The organism is Helicobacter sp. T3_23-1059 (genome assembly GCF_053654515.1).
Map to the genome: position 1 here is coordinate 1 of NZ_JBSIUV010000043.1, position 18,387 is coordinate 18,387.

Below are 18,387 nucleotides of genomic sequence, written 5' to 3' on the forward strand. Positions count from 1 at the left end.
TACAAAAAAGCGTTGTTTTTAGCAATTTTTCATTATAAGTTGCTACGCACAATAAATTGCGCTTTTGATGACGCTCCCCCTGCACCCCCTCCGCAAAGGGAGGGAGAATTTATGGATTGCCACTCAGATTTGACAAATCCGCTCGCAATGACAATAAACACTTGCCTAATTTCATTTTATTTTCACCACACTTATTCTAAATCCTTAAAAACACCTCATTTACAATCCGTTTTTTTTTTTGTAGCATACTTGCCGTTGTTTTTTATCACTTTAGCGTGCTACAAGCACGACAAAAACAACTACATTAGGTTAAAGAACCAAAATGGATAAAGACTTGCAACACAAACTTGAAAAGTATAAGATTCTCTATACGGCTTATGCCGATGAGATTGGCAATCTGTGGAAACGCTCCATATTTCTAGCCACATTTATGACTTTGGCTTGGGGTGGTTATGGCGCTCTACAATTAAAACACATAGAAAAAGATTTTACAATAACAAATTTGACTTACAATCCCCTTAATCTTAATGTTTATCATTGCACTTCACTTGGACTTTGCCTAATAATTATCGTTTTATCGTTACTTTGGGTAGCTATGGCAAAAGGCTCAAAATTCGTGCAAGAAGCGCACGAAGCACATATTGAAAATCTAAACTGCGATTTGATTTACGAAATCGATTCACAAACGGGCAAGTTAAAAAGATACTTCTGTAATTTAAGCAATTATCAAGATAGAATTGAAAAGAAAAATTTATCATCTAATAAATTATTTTCAAGTTATCGCTATTCGCCAAGTAAAATCAATATTGCATTAGGGTGGATTAGTTTTGCGGCAGCGATTATATTGAGCGTAATTCACGCATTTATGTTTTTAGATATGCCAAATTGTTTATGTGCTTTGTTTTTTATTGTTTTATTTGTGGTTGCAGTGGCAATGCCGCTAATAACATATTTTAAACAATGCCTAAAAGGTGGCAAATGAAATGCAAATCAACATTAGGAGGTGGAGTGGATAGAAAAGATAGTTAAATTTTATAGGAATTTTTGGATTTAGGTGGCGTGTGCGAAAGCACGAGAGGTTTTAAAATATGAATTGAAAGGATAAAAAATGGCAACTTATACTTGTAAATGGTGCGGGGTTCAAGCTACTACCCCACAAGGCATAGTCAATTTTTCTTGCTCCAAAAGCCCACACAAACAACACGAACTAATGAATGCGACAGAAAAGCTTAGTCAATATACTTGCAAATATTGTGGGGTTCAAGCTACTACCCCACAAGGCATAGTCAATTTTTCTTGCTCCAAAAGCCCACATCCAAATAAACAGCACGAATTGCTAGGCTAGTCGCATTATCATAAAGTGTGGGATTTGCTATCTCATTTTTAACTATTTTATTTATAGGGTTTTAAAATCTCAAAAAGCCCTATAAATAGCCTAAATCTTACAAAAGGAATAAAAAATGGCAGAAAAAATATGGATTCCAAAGTCAAAAGATGACTTGATAAAGCTAATAAACGCAAATATTAGCCTATCTTGCATAGATACAAGTCTCATCACAGATATGAGCGAGATTTTTATGGATAGCCAAAGAACGGATTTCAGCGGATTAGAGAAGTGGAATGTCAGCAATGTAACCACTATGAAATCTATGTTTCTAAGAGCAGAGCATTTCAATCACAACATAAACGCGTGGGATACCTCAAAAGTAGTGGATATGGAATGTATGTTTGCTGCAGCGGAAAATTTTAATCAGCCATTAGATAAATGGAATGTCGCTAATGTGGAAAATATGAAATGTATGTTTAGTTGCGCTACATTGTTTAATCAAAACATAAACTCTTGGGATACCTCAAGCGTAAGAAATATGATAGGAATGTTTAATGAAACAGATTCGTTTAATCAACCACTAGATAATTGGCTAACTGTCTTTGTAGAAGATATGAGCTGTATGTTTAATTACGCATTTTCGTTTAATCAGCCATTAGATAAATGGAATGTAGCTAATGTCAAAAATATGGAGCTAATGTTTTTTGGAGCAAAATCTTTCAATCAAAATTTAGATTCGTGGAATATAAGAGAAGAAGCAATAAAATCTTCTATGTTTGAAAAAACACAACTAGAAGCTAATCAAACCTTACCAAAATGGTTTCAAAAGTTTTTGGCAGAAGAATCACAAAAAGAGAGTTAAAAGAGTGGATTAAATGCTCAAAAATTTAAGCGGAAAAATTATAGTATGTCGCTAATTTTTATCACATAAACCTAATTTATTTACAATCCGTTTTTTTTTTTTTGTATTCTCGCGTTTTGTTTTTGCAAAAAAGCTATTTGTCAAATACGGTAAAAAGGAGTAAAAATGGGGACAAATATAGAATCTTTATTTGATTTATACGAATATGATGATTATAAAGATTGTGAGGGGCTAAGTAAATGTAGATTTGTGCTTGGCAATGCTAGCGCAAAAAATCCGCTACTTTGCATAGGGCTAAATCCTAGCACAGCCACTGACAAAAAATCTGACCCAACCATTAGAAAAATACAAAAGATTATCAAAAATACAAACAAAAATGCAAAAAAATATGATGGTTTGATAATGCTAAATATATATCCTCTCATAGCTACAAAGCCTAGTGATTTGCCACAAGATGACTCATTTCTCATTGTTGAGGAAAACTATAACCATATAGGAAATATTTTACAAACATACCTAGACAATGACATTCTTGCTTGTTGGGGAAATGATATTTATTTAAGAACATATCTTTTGGTATGTCTAAATTGGATTTATGGATTATCTAAGCATATAAATCCAAAACGACAATGGCTCTGCCTACATCTCACCAAAAAGGGCAACCCCACGCACCCCTATCGTCAGCGAGGTGATTGCGTGCTGATGCCATTTGATATAGCAAACTACATAGACGCAATCAACCTTAAAAATCCATCTCATTTAGTAAAAGATTCACTTGTTTCAGATTTTTTATTACAAGATACGGGATTTTTAGATAAATAGCGAAAATCCCCCTAGATTTTGCATAGCTAGAATTTATTAGAAAAAATACTTAAGGAAAAAGCTTGAAAAACACCGCTACTCTCTATATCTTTGGCGATACGCACGGCTTAGAGGACATAGAAAAAATCTTTTTACCATTAGAATCCTACACCAAAGATGATTTTATCATCATCTGCGGGGATTTTGGCGTGCTGTGGGGGGACAGGGCAGATGATTGTGAGAAGTTTTTAGTAGGCGAGTTTGACAAACTCCCCTGCACGATTCTCTTTATCGATGGCAATCACGAAAATTTCAACCGCCTAGACGCGCTAAAAAATGTCAAAAAATTTGGCGGGAATGTCGGCGAGTATATCAAGGGCAAATGCTACCATCTCAAACGAGGCGAGATTTACACCATAGCGGGGAAAAATATCTTTACGATGGGTGGGGCTAGTAGCATAGACAAAGATTACAGAAAGCCAAATATCTCGTGGTGGGAGGGCGAAAATATCACGCCCGCTCAAATCAAAAACGCCCTGCAAAATCTAGTAGATTTTAGAGGGCAAATCGACATCGTCATCACGCACACCTGCCCTAGTAGCTTTTTGCCCCATATTGATACACATTTAAGCATAGATAAAGATTTTGTCGATAAAAATTGCGTGTGGCTTGAGATTTTGGCACAAAAAATCGCGCTCAATCAAAGCGGGAAAATCGAGTGGTTTTTTGGGCATTGGCACGGGGATTTTGATTTTAAAGTGGAGTTAGATTCTGCCCTAGATTCTATCGCGGATTCTGCAAATGCAAAATCTCGCTTGCAAATCAACGCGCATTGCTTATATGAGGAGGCACTGCGCATAAGCACGCAAGCAAATACAAACTAGCAAAAGTATAACCCGCATTTTAAAATCTTAAAACACTTAATCTTAAACACAAAAGGAGCAAAAATGAGTGAATTAGACAAATTTAGTGGCGAGATAGGCTGTGGCACGATAGTCTTGGAGGATTTGGTAAGACAAAATATCACAATCCCCGAGTATCAACGCCCATATATTTGGGATAGCGAGCGAGTAAAAATCTTGCTTGAGGATTTAAGCGGGTTTTTTGAATCAAACCAAAACAAACCAGATAAATATTTGCTTGGGAGTTTGATTTTGTGCAATGGCAAAGATACCCTTGAAGTAGTCGATGGACAGCAAAGGCTTGTTACTTTGGCGTTGATTTTGCGCGTTTTAGATGATGGCGATTCAAACAAATTTTTAAGCAATAGCAAATTTCAACACAATCAATCAAAAGCACATATCAAAGAAAACTACGACTTTATCAAATCGTGGTTTGAATCAAAGGATAACGACAAACGCGAAATATTCAAAGCAAATCTAACACACAGCATAGAATTTATCTATGTCATTGCACGGAGGCTAGATGACGCTTTTATATTTTTTGATAGCGCAAATGCTAAAGGCAAACGACTTGAAGCCTATGATTTAATAAAAGCGTTTCATTTGCACGCTTTGGAGGATTATAACGCAAAATCTAAAGACAAAAAACCTAATGATTTTGCCAAAGAGTTTGAGCTACTTGCCAAAGAAAACGAAGGTGAAACTCTAAAAATGCTCTTTAACGATATTTTGACACCCGCAAGGCAGTGGCTACGAGACAAAAGCAATAAAATCCCTTCTCAAATGGATATTTATGATGAATTTTGCACCGATATTCCACGAAAAATTGAAGGACCGCTGCCTTTCGACAGAAATTGGCTTGGAATCTTGCAAAATTTCGTAGGTGGGGCGGATTTCTTTGAGTATATTTCACATTTTTATAAACTTTATAAAATCCTTAAAGATTTTGATTTTTATCAATGGCTTGAAACGATACATTGGTCAAAAGGTTTTACATACAATCTCCACATTTACATAATGTCAGCCTTAATATACCTTGATAAATACCTAGATATTGATGAATTCAATGTTGCAAAAAAATTAGATACGCTCGGTATTAAGCTCTATGAAGACTATATGCTCCGTTTTATCGTAAGAGCGGTTTTTACGCTTCGTTGCAGTGATGAGCGCATCTCTATCGAAACTGCGCGGAATTTTGCCAAAGAGATTTTACCTTTGATTTATTATGAGATTTTTGATAAGGATGTAGCAAATAGGTTACACAAATTTATCATTGACTATATGCAAAAGGAAAAAAACTTATACGAAAAACTGCAACTAGACACAAAAGAAATCCGTAACGGTGGTGGCGCAGGGACATTTTTAGAATGGGCAAAAGAGTTTTGTTATGGGGATTATTATGGAAACGAAATACCACTACACTACAAACATTTATATAAACCATCTCAAGGAGAATAACAATGAGTAACAAAAATAATGCGACAATAGCAACAATAGCAGAGATTTGTAAGCAAGATAGAATCTTTGAGATTCCGCTATATCAAAGACTATATGAATGGGAATCAACGGATATTATGGAATTGCTAAATGATATAAAAAAGGCTTTTGATGAGTCAAAAAATTATTTCATCGGCAATATCACTACGAGCCAAAAAGAGCCAAATAAATTTGTGCTTATCGATGGACAGCAAAGGCTTACTACGCTTTGGTTTGTGGGATTTTACCTTGCAAGTCAAAATTGCCCAAATTGGCAAAATTTTATAATGCAGGGCGAAAACTTGCGAATCACTATGCCGATACGAGATAGCGAGGAAGACGCGCTTAAAGATCTTATTAACAATATCAAAGGCAAAAAAAATCTAGCGCAATTTTTGCAAGACAAAGAGGGCGTCTATCAAAAGATTATTGACGCATTTAAGTGCATAGATTTATGGTTTGCAAGTGGCAAGGGCATAGATTTAGCAGATTTTGCAGAATATATTTACGAAAAAGTTTGCTTTGTTTTTGTGGAATTAGCGCAGGGGACGGACTTAAATCGCTTCTTTGTGCGAATGAATAATCGTGGAGTGCAACTTGAAAAACACGAGATTTTAAAAGCGCGAATCTTATCAAAGATTAAAGGCGAAAATAATAGCGATGAGTGGCAACAATACGCCAAAATTTGGGATTTGTGTAGCGATATGGATAAATACATTTTCCAAAGCAAAAGCGATAGGGATTTTTTAGATTTTAGCGATGAGAGTGGCGAGAAATGGAGCATTGATAGAATTATCAACGAATACGACAGCACAAACACAAAAAGTAAAAATGCAAATGATGATTTACCTAACAAGGTTGAATCTATTATCGATTTTCCTACATTTTTGTGGCATTGCTATAAACTTTGGGTTGACGAAAAATGCAAAGACAAAATAGATAAAATCACTATCACAAAAGACAAACTTTTGGATATTTTTGACATAAATGATGAGTCAAAATGGGATAGTGAATCTTGCAAATGGTTTATCATAGATATGCTTTTCTATCGTGTGCTTTTTGATTATTTTGTGATTAAAAATACTTTGAGCGATGATGGATTTGCGATTATGCGCTTTTATGAAAATAAAGGCTCTTATCAGCCAAAAGCAAAATCATTTGAAAATCTAGCAATGATTCAAAACTATTTGCGCGTAGCACGACAGGGCGAAAAGCAAAACTATCATCATTGGCTAACGCCGTTTTTGCAAAAGCTAAGAATATCCTTAGGAACAAATTATAATGGCTTGGTAAAATATTGCGTCAATAAAGACTTGATAACAATAAAAGGTGAGTGGAAAAACGAAGTAGAAAGCAAAAAAACACAAGAATGGAATCCTAATGAAATTTGTAAAATCTTTGAGAACAAAGATGAGGGCAAACAAAATGAGTTAGTTATATTCCTTGAAAATTTGGATACGAGGCTTGCCACTCATCAGCTAGGAAAAAATAACGAAAAAGGCTTATTGGATATTACAAATCTTGTTTTAAAAGATTTAAAAACAGGTTTGGATAAAAATGAGCAAGAATTGGCAAAAAATTTTAGTGATTTAGAAAATTGGGATTTTCTAAATCACGGCACAGAAACGCCACATTATTGGTTTTATCGCTTGGAGTATTATTTGTGGAAAAACGGCATTGAAAATGATGAAAATCTACGCATTGGAGGCAAAGATTTTAGCGATATACGCAAAAATTTCTATTTTAGGAATCTTAACTCTGTTGAGCATATTCACCCGCAAAGTGTAGATGGTTGGGGCAAGGATAATGAAATTAGAGAGATTGATAAGTTTGGAAATCTTGCGCTATTAAGCGTTGGTTTTAATTCAAGTTTAAATGACAATGCTGGGCAAGAAAAATATACCAAATTATTAGCAAAGGTTCAAAAAGACGAAGTAGAAAGCCTTAAATTATGGCTTGTGTATGCAAAGCATTACAACAAAGAAAAAGAATCGTGGGAATGGGATAAGGACAAAGCAAAAACACACCAAAATCAAATGATTAAAATCCTGCGAGAATCGCTAAAGATTGAAACAAAAACAAGCACAATATAACCTAATATTTCACAATAGCAAGATTCTCGCTTCATTGCTACAATAGTATTTTAAAATGGCTAGTGGCTTAGCGTCATTGTAAGCGGATTTTACCAATCCTAGTGGCAATCTAATATGATTCTACTTTTTTTGTCATTTTCTGTCATTGCGAGAATCTTCGATTTTGCATAAAGTCGCAGATTTGTGGCAATCTATACTCTTGTCATACCTAAGCGTTAGTAAAAATATCGCTACAAATGGCTTACCAAATAACGCTCTTTTGTGTAGTTTGGTTATAAGTTGCTACGCACAATAAATTGCGCTTTCAATAACGCTCCCCCTGCACCCCCTCCGCAATGGAGGTGGAAATAACTACATTGTCATATTGAGCGCGTAAGCGCGAAATATCTCTATTTGTATTTTTTAGATTTTATAAAGAAGTTGCGCTTTGAGATACTTCGCTTGCGCTCAGTATGACAATGGTTAATGTTTTGGATACTTCGGTTGTTTTGCAACCTCAGTATGACAAAAATCAAGGTTTTGAATACCTCGCTTATGCTTAAGTCCAAGATTTACCCACCCCCTAGCCCCCTCGTGCTAAGGGAGGGGGAAAAGGCAAAATTCTCCGCAATGGAGGGGGAATTTAGATTGCTACGCAAGATAAAAAATCCTATCCAAAACTTTCATTTAAACTTCTCTCAAAATCCCATATCCATAAAATCTCCAAACAAAATAACAAAAAAGCGCAAAAAAACACGCTTCATAAAATCAATCAAATTTTGACAAATACTAAATAAAACCCACATAATCACGCATAAAAATACACAAAAATGTTTCAAATCGTTTCATTTCATCACTTTCACTCTCCAAATCCACAAAAAAATGCCCCGATTATTACCAAAAAATCCTACACTTAAAAACGCTTAAATCTTAATAAAAGGAGCAATATGAAAGCTACAAAAATAGCAGAATATGCTGTGTGGTTGCTTGCCGCATTAGTTGGTGGTTGGTATTTTGGAGTGCTAGCCCTAAATGCTGGCGAGGAAGTGAGTGCTACAAAAATCGTAATCGCCTCTGTGTGTATCTATGCCATAGGCTATCGATTTTATAGCAAATTTATCGCGCAAACCGTGTTTGGGCTAAATGATTCTCGCGCCACACCTGCGGTAATCAACAATGACGGAAAAGATTTTGTGCCGACAAATAAAGTCGTGCTTTTTGGGCATCATTTTGCTGCGATTGCTGGGGCTGGACCTCTTGTAGGACCTATTCTTGCCGCACAGATGGGCTATCTACCCTCGATGATATGGCTACTTGTGGGCGTTGTCATCGGTGGTGCGGTGCATGATTTTACCGTGCTATTTATCTCTATGAGGCGCAATGGACGCTCTCTAGGCGAAATCATCAAAGAAGAGATGGGCAGGGTTACAGGCTCTATTGCGATGATTGGGATATTTTTCATTATGCTTATTATCGTGGCGATTTTGGCTATGGTGGTGGTAAATGCGTTGGCTGATTCACCTTGGGGGCTATTTACGATTGCTATGACGATACCTATCGCGATTTTTATGGGAATCTATATGCGCTATATCCGCCCTGGGTGCGTGGGGGAAGTGAGTATCATAGGCTTTGTGTTGCTTTTATTAGCATTGTATTATGGGCAGGCTGTCTCTGTGCCTACTCACCCTTGGCACGAGCTTTTTAAGCTAAGCAAGACAACTCTAGCACTACTAACCATTGGCTATGGCTTCATCGCTAGCGTGCTTCCTGTGTGGCTTTTGCTAGCTCCACGCGACTATCTAAGCACATTTTTAAAAATCGGCGTGATTGTGGCTATGGCAGTTGGGATTTTGCTAGTAAATCCTATGCTACATATCCCAAAAGTTAGCAATTTTATCGATGGGACAGGACCTGTGTTTGCAGGGGCGATTTTTCCATTTTTGTTTATCACTATTGCTTGCGGTGCGATTAGCGGATTTCACGCGCTTATTTCTAGCGGGACTACGCCCAAAATGGTAGAGAGAGAATCCCACTCCCGTCCCATCGGCTATGGCTCTATGCTTATGGAATCTTTAGTTGGCATTATGGCGTTAATCGCGGCTTGTATTTTAGAGCCTGAGCTATATTTCGCGGTAAATTCCCCTCTAGCCGTGCTAGACCCTATGGCAAAATCTGCGCTTGGAGCGGATTTAGCCACGATAGAATCTAGCCTAAAGACAATCTTGCAAAACGGAGGCTTTGCCCTCACACCTGCGATGATAGAATCTGGTGCGACAGGGGCGCATATCGCAGATACTGCTAGAAGCATAGGCGAAGAGACGCTAATCTCACGCACAGGCGGTGCGCCTACTTTTGCGCTAGGGCTTACACTCATTATGCAAAAACTTAGTGGCGGGCATTTGGAGTTTTGGTATCACTTTGCTATTTTGTTTGAAGCGTTGTTTATTTTGACTGCGGTAGATGCTGGCACTCGCACGGGTAGATTCCTTATCCAAGATATTTTGGGCAATATCTATAAACCTATGCAAGATACGACTTCGATTTTTTATGGCACTTTGGCTTCGCTTATTTGCGTGGCTGGCTGGGGATACTTGCTATATCAAGGTGCGATAGACCCTATGGGCGGGATTCACACGCTTTGGCCTCTCTTTGGTGCGAGCAATCAAATGCTAGCTGGAATCGCCCTTTTGCTAGGCACAGTCGTGCTATTTAAAATGGGCAAGGCAAAATATAGTTGGGTTACCATTGCCCCTGCGTTTTGGGTGCTTTTAACCACGCTTTATGCAGCATTTCAAAAGCTACTACCAAGCAATGGCGAGAGGGTGCATGATGCAGTAAGCCATATCGCTACGGCACAAAAACAATTTGCCCTGCAAGAAAAAGCAAATGAAGCAATCGCCAAACTTCAATCAATGAGCGCAGACGCCCTAGCCCAAGTCGATGGCAAGACACTAGAGCAATGGCAAGCCCTGCTAGATAAAGCAGTCATAGTCGCTAGAAACCATACGCTTGATGCGGTGCTTTGCGCACTATTTATCTGCGTAACCTTTGTGGTGATATTCCAAGCGATAAAAATCTGCTATCTAACCGCGACAGGCAAGGGAGAAAAATTCCCGCTAAAAGAAGAGCCTTTTTATGATGTGAAGCGGTATGATTCTGTGCCAAACTAGACAATAAAAAGCGATTTGCAAGCATTTTTGGTATGTGAGTTTTGCAAAAATGCTTTTGTAAAAAATCGCTTTTTTACAAAAGCTAGAATCTGTTTTTAGATGTGATAAATCAGACGGATTCTAGCGATTTATTTTTGCAATGCAAAAAAAAACAAAAACAAAAAAGGACGCATAATGAAAGAGAAATTTTACCCCCCTGTGCCACTGCATAAATACCAAACAAAAGCCTCCAAAATCTTAGAAAAACTACGCCAATGGTATAAAAAAAGCGATAGATTTTTCCACCTGCTAGTAGGAATGCCAAGCTATGACAAATATGTCGAACACATGCGCACAAAGCACCCTGATAGAGAGATAAAAAGCCAAGCGGAGTTTTTTAAAGAGGCGTTAGAAGCGCGGTATAATGGCGGGGTAAATCGATGCTGCTAAGTCGCTAGATTTTTATAAAAAATGCAAAATCTGTTTTAATCTCTAAACACTTTTTAACGACAAATTCTTTTTACAAATTTTTTTTTAATAAATTCTGCCCCAAAAAAACGCAAAGTCCCCGCGATAAAAAACTCTAAAAAATATTAAACACCACATTTAGACTATGCGTGATTTCTTCGATATGTTTTTGCCTAATATTTGGCGGATAAAAACTTATGCGATAGATTAGCTCTGCATTGAATGGAAACCATTTAAAAAACGCTATGCCCGCTTCGATATACCCGCCTTGTGCATATCCATAAGGATTTTTGGTGATGATAGCACCTGTGCCTAGCACAAAAGAAAATGGCGTAGGATAGCCATCGGGCAAGCCCTGACAATCTTTGTGCGTTTGGATAGCTCCCAAAAAACGATGATATGGGTTTGGAGAGGGGTGCAGATATACAAACGCGCCGATTAGATGCGAAACGCGCTCTAGGCTAGGGGTAGCCATATAGCCATAGCGCACGCGCCAGCCATAGTCAAATTCCCTCTCATTATCGGGGTTCATATAATTTAGCCCCAAAGAAGTGCCAACACCCCAATTTAGCGTAGAATCTATGGTATTTTGTGCGGGATTTTGGGCAAGATTTTGGGGTGGATTTTGGTTTGATTTTGGCAATGTTTGCGCTCCAAAATCCCCCCCCACCATCGTATGCAAAGCCAAAACCTGCATTATCGTCCCGCCCCATTGCTTGCGCTCTTCTGCTTGCGTGTAGCAGTATGGTATCGCACAAAGAGGCGCGGTATGCAGCGCAAAAAATAGCATAAAAAGTCGTATATGTATCGCTCTCATAGCCGTGATTGTAGCACAATAAAGTGTTTCTTAGATTGCGCATAAAAAAATATAGAGAATTTATGTTGTATATTTTTATGTGATTGGTGATAAAAAATGGATTTTTGAGTTAAGATTAGCATTTATTTTGCGTATAAATCTTATTTTTTTATTTTATGTAGTAAAAATGAGAAAATGACATAATTTAACACATAAACAAGTAGTTTGAGATGAATAAATATAAGATACTATTTATGGTGAATGCTATAAATACATATTTGCTAGCAAATATGTCGCCACAAACGAGAGAGAGTAACTCCGCGCAAAATCTTTCTACTTCTAAAAAAACACTTTCAAGGCTAAGCACAAAGTTTCTGTCATTGCGAGCAAAAATGCAAGTAACAAATGAGTGTAGGCGAATTTTTGCGTGGCAATCTATGATTTTAGAGATATTTCGCGCTCACGCCCTCAATATTCCAAAAATAACAAACCCACCCCCTAGCCCCCTCGTGCTAAGGGAGGGGGAAATACTTTGTCATTGCGAGCGGATTTGTCAAAATCCGCGTGGCAATCTACTCATTATATTTTGTCATATTGAGGTTTAGTAAGAAACCGAAGTATCTCAAAGCGTAGCTTCTTTAAAAAATATAAAAATGCAAATAGAGATATTTCGCGCTTGCGCGCTCAATATGACAATGTAGTTTTCCCCCCTCCCGTGCGGAGTTGCAAACCTCTTATTCCCACTCCCTTAGCACGAGGTGGATTAAATTACATTATTTCCCCCTCCCGTGCGGAGTGGGCTAGGGGGTGGGTATTTTTAGACTTTACCGCTGTCATTGTAGATTTTTTTGTCATTGCGAGCGGATTTTGGCAAATCAAAATCTGCGTGGCAATCCACGACAAAAACTTGTCATACTGAGGTTTCCTAAGAAACCGAAGTATCTCAAAGCGTAGCTTCTTTAGAAAATCTAAAAATGCAAATAGAGATATTTCGCGCTTGCGCGCTCAATATGACAATAAGAGGGATACTTCGGCTTTTTCAAAGCCTCAGTATGACAAATGTTTTTTTGTTTTTATGGATTGCCACGCGTGGCATAGCCACGCTCGCAATGACGGAAGTAAAATCAAATTGCTTACAATGACGGAGTAAGTGTGGATTGCCGTGTGTTAGATTTTTGTAGCTTTTGGCAAAGTCGCAACAAAAACTTGCAATGATAAAAATGCAAATTCTCGCAAAGAAACCCACCCCCCTAACCCCCTCCGCAAGGGAGGGGAAATAATGTCATTGCCCATAATGACGGGATTTTCTTTGTCATATTGAGCGTAGCGAAATATCTCTATTTGCATTTTTATATTTTCTAAAGAAGCTACGCTTTGAGATACTTCGGGCTAAAGCCCTCAGTATGACAAATGTTTTTTTGTTTTTATGGATTGCCACGCATTAGATTCTACAAAAGCGCAGAATCTAATTGCTAGCAATGACAGAAGCATTTATGTCTTCCTCGCTCGCAATGACAACTCTAACATTGACATATCGAGCGAATAAATGGCTTAAAAACAAACCAAAGTAATGGCAAGAAAATATGAAGCCAAAGAAGTCAAATATGACAAAGTCGCTTTTGCTAAAAGCGACTTAAATCATAGCCAAAATCACTGCCTAAATCCATTGATAAGCGACATATTTTACCCAAGGGATACACACAGCTAAAAATACCACAAGGTAGATAACCCCAAAGATAAATCCTAGTTTCCAAAAGTCTTTGCCCTCGATATAGTGCGCTCCATACCAGACGGGGCTAGGTCCTGTGCCATAAGGAGTGATGATACCCACGATACCAAGAGTAAGCATCAAAAATAGGGTTAGAGTTTTGACATCTATGCCGTTGATTCCGCTTGCCACGGTGATAAATAACGCCAAAAGCGCGGTTACATGCGCAGTGGTGCTAGCAAAGAAATAATGCAGGACATAGAAAAACACAATAAGCCCGATAAATGCAAACATAGGCTCTATATTGCCTAGATACGCTCCACCAAACTTTGCGATATAGTCCAAAAATCCTACATTTTTTAGCCCACCTGCAAGCGTTACGAGTGTCGCAAACCACGCAAACACATTCCACGCAGGTTTATTGCCAAGTAAGTCTTGCCAAGAGATGATACCTAAAAGCACCATAGCGATGACAACCGTGATGGCTACTGTGGTGGCATTTACGCCAAATTTTGAGCCAAATATCCAAAACACTAGCGCAAAGACTGCTAGGGCTACCATTAGCCATTCTTTGATAGTGATTGCGCCTAGTTTTGCCAGCTCTTCGCCTGCCCATTTAGAAGCCTCAGGCGAGCCTTTAGAAGTCGGCGGATAAAGCACATAAGTAAGCCAAGGAGTAGCGATAAATAAGATTATCCCTGCAGGCAAAAATGCCATAAACCAGCCAAACCAGCTAATAGGCTCTACGCCACTTTTTACGGCAGTTTCCATTGCGAGTAGGTTTGGTGCTAGTCCTGTGAAAAACATAGAGCTTGTTACGCAAGTAGCAGCCAAAGATACCCACATAAGATAGCCACCTAGCTTTCTAGGGTCTTTGTCAGGATAAGAATCCACCATAGGCGGAATCTGACTAACGATAGGGTAGATAATCCCGCCACTTCTAGCAGAATTTGACGGGATAAATGGAGCTAAAATCCCATCTGCGATGCTAATAGCATAGCCAAGTCCTAGAGAGGTTTTGCCAAGTTTGTTTAGCAAAAATAGCGCGATTCGCTTGCCAAGTCCGCTTTTTTGGTAGCCAAGCCCTATCATAAATGCAGCAAAAATAAGCCACACCGTGCCATTAGAAAATCCAGCCAAGCCCCAATTTACCGCTTCGCCTGATTTTATGACAACTTCAGCATCGCCACTGCCTTTTGGTCCTAGCTTTAGCCATATACATACGCCTACGCCGATAAGCCCGACAAGTGCAGGTGGGACAGGCTCGATGATAAGCCCTACGATTACTCCCGCAAAGACGGCAAAATATGTCCAAGCGTTGCTAGACAATCCTTCAGGAGCGGGACAAAGAAAAATCACTAATGCTACGATTAAGGGAGAAAATGCCTTTAGGCATTTAATAGGAGAAAATTTGGAGGGGGGGGGGTGGAAGTGTTTGTTGCAGAACTCATTTTGCAAACTCCTTTCAAAGTGAGATTTAAAATGCGAGTATTATTTTAAATCATTTTTATATAAAAAGTGATAAAAAATTTGTAAAATTTTTAAACCATAGCGTAATAATAATGCTTTTTACTCAAAAAACGCTACAATATCAACTATGGCTTACATAGCAAAACAAGCTAGCAAACAAAAACAACAAAACAAGGAGCAAAGGAGAGTAGATGAAAAAATTGCTAAAAGGGTTTGATTTTGAGGAAGTGTTTTTAGGGGTATTTGCCGTGCTAGTAGCGGGGGTAATCCTCTATGTAAGCGGGGCAAAAGCTATCACACGCGACAAAAAAAGCACCAAAAACCTAACGCCAAATATAGAACAACTACGCACAATGTATGCCCTCACAGAATCTAGCAAGTGGGAAGAGCCACATATCGATAAATCCGTCTTAGATGAAGTGGCAAAAGAGCTAGGATTAGGAAATGATACAGAAAATCTAGCACAGATTTTAGCACACTTAGAGCTAAAACCTCTACCCCCTATCCCTCCTTATCCCAAAGAAAATCCATATAGCGATGAAAAACGAGCGTTAGGCGAAAAACTATTTAACGACCCACGATTATCAAAAAGCGAGCAAATCGCGTGTGCTTCCTGCCACGATAAAGAGCTAGGATTTGCGGATAATAAAAGCGTAAGCTACGGGCATAATCGCGCACAGGGCAAGCGAAATAGCCCAAGCGTGGTAATGAGCGCGTTTGGCACGCATAAGTTTTGGGACGGGCGAGCGCAAAGCCTAGAATCTCAAAGTCTTTTTCCCATAGCAGACCCGCTAGAGATGGCATATAGCGCGGAGCAAGCAGCAAAAAAGCTAAACAAAATCAAAGAATACAAAGATGATTTTAAAAAAGCCTTTGGCACGCGCAAAATCACAAAAGAGCTACTAGCAGAGGCTATCGCCACTTATGAGCGAAGTCTTATGCCACCGCGCAATCGTTTTGATAGATTTTTGCTAGGAAATGCTAGTAGCTTAAGCGATGAGGAAGTGCTAGGGCTTCATCTTTTTCGCACGAAAGCTAGGTGTATGAATTGCCACAATGGAATAGCCCTTAGCGATGATAAGTTTCACAATCTTGGCTTGCATTACTACGGGCGGGATAAATACGAGGATTTGGGGCGATATGAAGTAACGGGCGAGCAAAGCGACACAGGAAAGTTTAAAACCCCATCTTTGCGCTGGGTAAGCAAGACTCCGCCATATATGCACAATGGGCTTTTCCCTCATCTAAAAGGCATAATAAATGCCTATAATGCGGGAATGGCACACCCCGAGCCAAAAGAGGACAAAACATATAATCCACCATTTCCAAAAACTGATGAATTGCTACAAAAACTGCATCTAAGCGAAGATGAGATAAACGCGCTAGAGGCGTTTTTGAGGGCATTATAGGCAGTGGTAGGATAAATCTTAGTTTTGTGTGATTTTATATTTGTAGCAAAATTTTTGTCGCGGAAGTTTTTTTGTGGTGTGGTTTTGCAAAAGTGATTTTGCAAGTGTGATTTTTCAAGCGTGGTTTTGTCCCAAAAAGTCGTGGATAAATCTTGCTAAAAGAAGTCGGGGGAGGAATTGATTTTATAAAAAAATGCAAAAAAATAAAAAGATTTTATTTGCATAGCCACGCCCTAGCATTCAAACCATAAATCAAAGCACAATCAACGCCCAACTTTTGCAAAATTTAGTGTAAAATACGCGCATATTTTTCACGCTTAAAAAACGCAAAATTGTTGCATTAAAGCATTTTAAAAGCATTCAAAACCTACCAAATCCTACTAAAATATCTATTACAAATCATCTTGCAAGGGGTATATATGCAAACAGACACACCAAATCAAGACGCGCCAAACAAAAAAAATCAATCTAGCACAAATCCCGCGACTACAAACGATACAACCACAAACGCCACTTTCACAAAATCAAATTTTGCAAAATCCACCAAGACAATCCCACTCAAATCCTCCAAACTATCCCTAAAAACAAAGCTATTTTGTTCTTTTTTGTGCGTTATTGCATTTGTCATAGTCGCTACACTAGCCCTAAATGCGACATTTTCTAATCACACAAACGCCGATACAAAATCCATAAAGCTACAAAGTGCCTACTTTTCTATACAAGCCCTAGCTTTAGGGATAGAAGCGGATTTATCCTCCATAGCCAAAAGCCTATCAACCCTTGATAAAAACGATGTCCTAGCCCAAAGGCAGATTTTATCCCAAGCCCTAGCCCAAAGCACAATCAATCAAAACCCAAAAACCCAAAAAATGCCCTACCTAAGCGCGTTTGTAACCTATGAAGAAGATGGCAACACACTCATAGAATCCACCTCTTCTAAAACCACTACTTCGCCTAGCTGGGATAGCGCACAGGGCTTTCGCACGCGCTCGTGGTATGTGCAAACAAAGCAAACTTTTGAGCTAAAAATCCTCCCTAGCGAATCTAGCACAAACACTACGCAAAATCCTGCAAATAGCACAAATAGCGAAAAAAGTAGCGAAAATCCAAACATAGCCACAGCGACTATGCCTCTTATCATCAATGGCAAGTTTAGCGGTGTGGTTGGGGTTAGCTTTGATTTAGGGGTGTTAGATTTTGGTTTGTTGATAGATTTTAGCGATTTTGGATTAGAGATGAGAGAATCCACAGACACGATTTTATTGCTAGATTCCGCGCTAAATCTTATCGCTTCAAATGCAAAATCTAGCGCAAAATCTAACGATGAGGGTTTAAAAGAGGCGTTACAAAAAGCTATGCAAAGCGATTCTAGCGACTCGCTAAAGCAGGGGGGATTTAGCTACAAAGATGGTAACAAGACGCTAAAAGCCCACTATGCTACGCTACCTTTTGGGTGGAATCTAGTAAGCATAGACACAAGCACCACAGCTTCTTTTTTGAGCGGATTTGATGGCTTGCAGGGCGATTTTGTCTCAATGACAATCATCGCGCTAGGCGTGCTAGCACTAGGACTTATATTGTCGTATTTTGTGATAGATTCTAGCATAAAGCCCATCGAAGATATGAAAAAAGGCATAGATGAGTTTTTTGCGTTTTTGCGTGAGGAGAGGAGCGATTGGCGTAGTGATAAAAAAAGCGATTTTGCAGAAATAAGAGTGGGTGGGATAGATGATTTTGGTAGCATCTCTCGTGCCATAGCCCAAAATATATTGCTTATCCGCAAAAGCCTAGACAATGACACAAAAGCAGTGGAGGAAATAGGGCTTTTGGCTAGAGAAATAAAGCAGGGAAATCTATCTAGTAGAATCACAAAATCCTATCCAAACCCAAATTTTCAACAAGTCGCCACCACGATAAACGCAATGCTAGATAGCATAGAATCAAAAG

The 18,387-nt window shown here is 38.7% G+C and carries 19 protein-coding genes; 16 read left to right on the top strand and 3 right to left on the bottom strand.

Going from position 1 to position 18,387, the window contains the following annotated elements; all coding sequences use genetic code 11:
• From ACWIX0_RS10365 to kcuS, 11 genes are all read left to right on the top strand, one after another.
• The coding region (locus ACWIX0_RS10365) for a hypothetical protein (protein WP_454173929.1) at positions 1–330 on the top strand (330 nt) is incomplete at its 5' end.
• Positions 323–982: a RipA family octameric membrane protein gene (locus ACWIX0_RS10370; protein ID WP_454173930.1), complete on the top strand. Its 660-nt coding sequence runs from the start codon at positions 323–325 to the stop codon at positions 980–982. The genes ACWIX0_RS10365 and ACWIX0_RS10370, both read left to right, overlap by 8 nt.
• A gap of 126 nt (positions 983–1,108) precedes the next feature.
• Complete coding sequence (locus ACWIX0_RS10375; protein ID WP_454173931.1) at positions 1,109–1,345, top strand: hypothetical protein; 237 nt, start codon at positions 1,109–1,111, stop codon at positions 1,343–1,345.
• Positions 1,346–1,460: 115 nt separating this feature from the next.
• On the top strand, positions 1,461–2,189 hold the full coding sequence (locus ACWIX0_RS10380; RefSeq protein WP_454173932.1) for a BspA family leucine-rich repeat surface protein: 729 nt from the start codon (positions 1,461–1,463) through the stop codon (positions 2,187–2,189).
• 165 nt (positions 2,190–2,354) lie between these two features.
• Complete coding sequence (locus ACWIX0_RS10385; RefSeq protein ID WP_454173933.1) at positions 2,355–3,011, top strand: DUF1643 domain-containing protein; 657 nt, start codon at positions 2,355–2,357, stop codon at positions 3,009–3,011.
• Positions 3,012–3,073: 62 nt separating this feature from the next.
• Positions 3,074–3,874, top strand: a complete 801-nt coding sequence (locus ACWIX0_RS10390; protein ID WP_454173934.1) for a metallophosphoesterase family protein — start codon at positions 3,074–3,076, stop codon at positions 3,872–3,874.
• 63 nt (positions 3,875–3,937) lie between these two features.
• Positions 3,938–5,350 carry a DUF262 domain-containing protein gene (locus ACWIX0_RS10395; protein WP_454173935.1) on the top strand — a complete coding sequence of 471 codons (1,413 nt, stop codon included), beginning with the start codon at positions 3,938–3,940 and terminating at the stop codon, positions 5,348–5,350.
• 2 nt (positions 5,351–5,352) lie between these two features.
• On the top strand, positions 5,353–7,461 hold the full coding sequence (locus tag ACWIX0_RS10400) for a GmrSD restriction endonuclease domain-containing protein (protein WP_454173936.1): 2,109 nt from the start codon (positions 5,353–5,355) through the stop codon (positions 7,459–7,461).
• A 501-nt stretch (positions 7,462–7,962) separates the two neighbouring features.
• A complete protein-coding gene (locus ACWIX0_RS10405) occupies positions 7,963–8,223 on the top strand; it encodes a hypothetical protein (RefSeq protein ID WP_454173937.1) in 261 nt (86 codons plus the stop codon).
• Positions 8,224–8,387: 164 nt separating this feature from the next.
• Positions 8,388–10,610, top strand: coding sequence for a carbon starvation CstA family protein (locus tag ACWIX0_RS10410; RefSeq protein ID WP_454173938.1), 2,223 nt, complete (start codon positions 8,388–8,390; stop codon positions 10,608–10,610).
• 174 nt (positions 10,611–10,784) lie between these two features.
• A complete protein-coding gene (gene kcuS, locus ACWIX0_RS10415; protein WP_454173939.1) occupies positions 10,785–11,039 on the top strand; it encodes a KCU-star family selenoprotein in 255 nt (84 codons plus the stop codon).
• A 133-nt stretch (positions 11,040–11,172) separates the two neighbouring features.
• On the opposite strand, the gene ACWIX0_RS10420 is transcribed toward kcuS, so the two are convergent.
• Complete coding sequence (locus ACWIX0_RS10420; RefSeq protein ID WP_454173940.1) at positions 11,173–11,874, bottom strand: hypothetical protein; 702 nt, start codon at positions 11,872–11,874, stop codon at positions 11,173–11,175.
• A 209-nt stretch (positions 11,875–12,083) separates the two neighbouring features.
• On the opposite strand from ACWIX0_RS10420, the gene ACWIX0_RS10425 reads away from it, so the two are divergent.
• From ACWIX0_RS10425 to ACWIX0_RS10435, 3 genes are all read left to right on the top strand, one after another.
• The gene (locus ACWIX0_RS10425) at positions 12,084–12,458 is read left to right on the top strand and encodes a hypothetical protein (RefSeq protein WP_454173941.1); all 375 of its coding nucleotides are present in this window, start codon (positions 12,084–12,086) and stop codon (positions 12,456–12,458) included.
• A 71-nt stretch (positions 12,459–12,529) separates the two neighbouring features.
• Complete coding sequence (locus tag ACWIX0_RS10430) at positions 12,530–12,772, top strand: hypothetical protein (protein ID WP_454173942.1); 243 nt, start codon at positions 12,530–12,532, stop codon at positions 12,770–12,772.
• 78 nt (positions 12,773–12,850) lie between these two features.
• Entirely contained in the window at positions 12,851–13,003 is a 153-nt protein-coding gene (locus ACWIX0_RS10435) for a hypothetical protein (RefSeq protein WP_454173943.1), read from the top strand.
• 17 nt (positions 13,004–13,020) lie between these two features.
• Here ACWIX0_RS10435 and ACWIX0_RS10440 read toward each other — a convergent pair whose 3' ends face one another.
• Together ACWIX0_RS10440 and ACWIX0_RS10445 are read right to left on the bottom strand one after the other, a co-directional pair.
• On the bottom strand, positions 13,021–13,200 hold the full coding sequence (locus ACWIX0_RS10440; protein ID WP_454173944.1) for a hypothetical protein: 180 nt from the start codon (positions 13,198–13,200) through the stop codon (positions 13,021–13,023).
• A gap of 310 nt (positions 13,201–13,510) precedes the next feature.
• Positions 13,511–14,962: an anion permease gene (locus ACWIX0_RS10445; protein ID WP_454173947.1), complete on the bottom strand. Its 1,452-nt coding sequence runs from the start codon at positions 14,960–14,962 to the stop codon at positions 13,511–13,513.
• Positions 14,963–15,222: 260 nt separating this feature from the next.
• Between ACWIX0_RS10445 and ACWIX0_RS10450 the strand changes: the two genes are divergently transcribed.
• Positions 15,223–16,440: a cytochrome-c peroxidase gene (locus ACWIX0_RS10450; protein ID WP_454173945.1), complete on the top strand. Its 1,218-nt coding sequence runs from the start codon at positions 15,223–15,225 to the stop codon at positions 16,438–16,440.
• Between the two features lie 419 nt (positions 16,441–16,859).
• A partial coding sequence (locus ACWIX0_RS10455; RefSeq protein WP_454173946.1) for a hypothetical protein occupies positions 16,860–18,387 on the top strand: 1,528 nt, incomplete at its 3' end.

What these genes read in the sequence shown, in the direction of transcription:
- ACWIX0_RS10370 (WP_454173930.1), top strand. Translation starts at nt 323, where the DNA reads ATGGATAAAGACTTGCAACACAAACTTGAAAAGTATAAGATTCTCTAT.
- ACWIX0_RS10375 (WP_454173931.1), top strand. Translation starts at nt 1,109, where the DNA reads ATGGCAACTTATACTTGTAAATGGTGCGGGGTTCAAGCTACTACCCCA.
- ACWIX0_RS10380 (WP_454173932.1), top strand. Translation starts at nt 1,461, where the DNA reads ATGGCAGAAAAAATATGGATTCCAAAGTCAAAAGATGACTTGATAAAG.
- ACWIX0_RS10385 (WP_454173933.1), top strand. Translation starts at nt 2,355, where the DNA reads ATGGGGACAAATATAGAATCTTTATTTGATTTATACGAATATGATGAT.
- ACWIX0_RS10395 (WP_454173935.1), top strand. Translation starts at nt 3,938, where the DNA reads ATGAGTGAATTAGACAAATTTAGTGGCGAGATAGGCTGTGGCACGATA.
- ACWIX0_RS10400 (WP_454173936.1), top strand. Translation starts at nt 5,353, where the DNA reads ATGAGTAACAAAAATAATGCGACAATAGCAACAATAGCAGAGATTTGT.
- ACWIX0_RS10405 (WP_454173937.1), top strand. Translation starts at nt 7,963, where the DNA reads ATGACAAAAATCAAGGTTTTGAATACCTCGCTTATGCTTAAGTCCAAG.
- ACWIX0_RS10410 (WP_454173938.1), top strand. Translation starts at nt 8,388, where the DNA reads ATGAAAGCTACAAAAATAGCAGAATATGCTGTGTGGTTGCTTGCCGCA.
- kcuS (WP_454173939.1), top strand. Translation starts at nt 10,785, where the DNA reads ATGAAAGAGAAATTTTACCCCCCTGTGCCACTGCATAAATACCAAACA.
- ACWIX0_RS10420 (WP_454173940.1), bottom strand. Translation starts at nt 11,874, where the DNA reads ATGAGAGCGATACATATACGACTTTTTATGCTATTTTTTGCGCTGCAT.
- ACWIX0_RS10425 (WP_454173941.1), top strand. Translation starts at nt 12,084, where the DNA reads ATGAATAAATATAAGATACTATTTATGGTGAATGCTATAAATACATAT.
- ACWIX0_RS10440 (WP_454173944.1), bottom strand. Translation starts at nt 13,200, where the DNA reads ATGCAAATAGAGATATTTCGCTACGCTCAATATGACAAAGAAAATCCC.
- ACWIX0_RS10450 (WP_454173945.1), top strand. Translation starts at nt 15,223, where the DNA reads ATGAAAAAATTGCTAAAAGGGTTTGATTTTGAGGAAGTGTTTTTAGGG.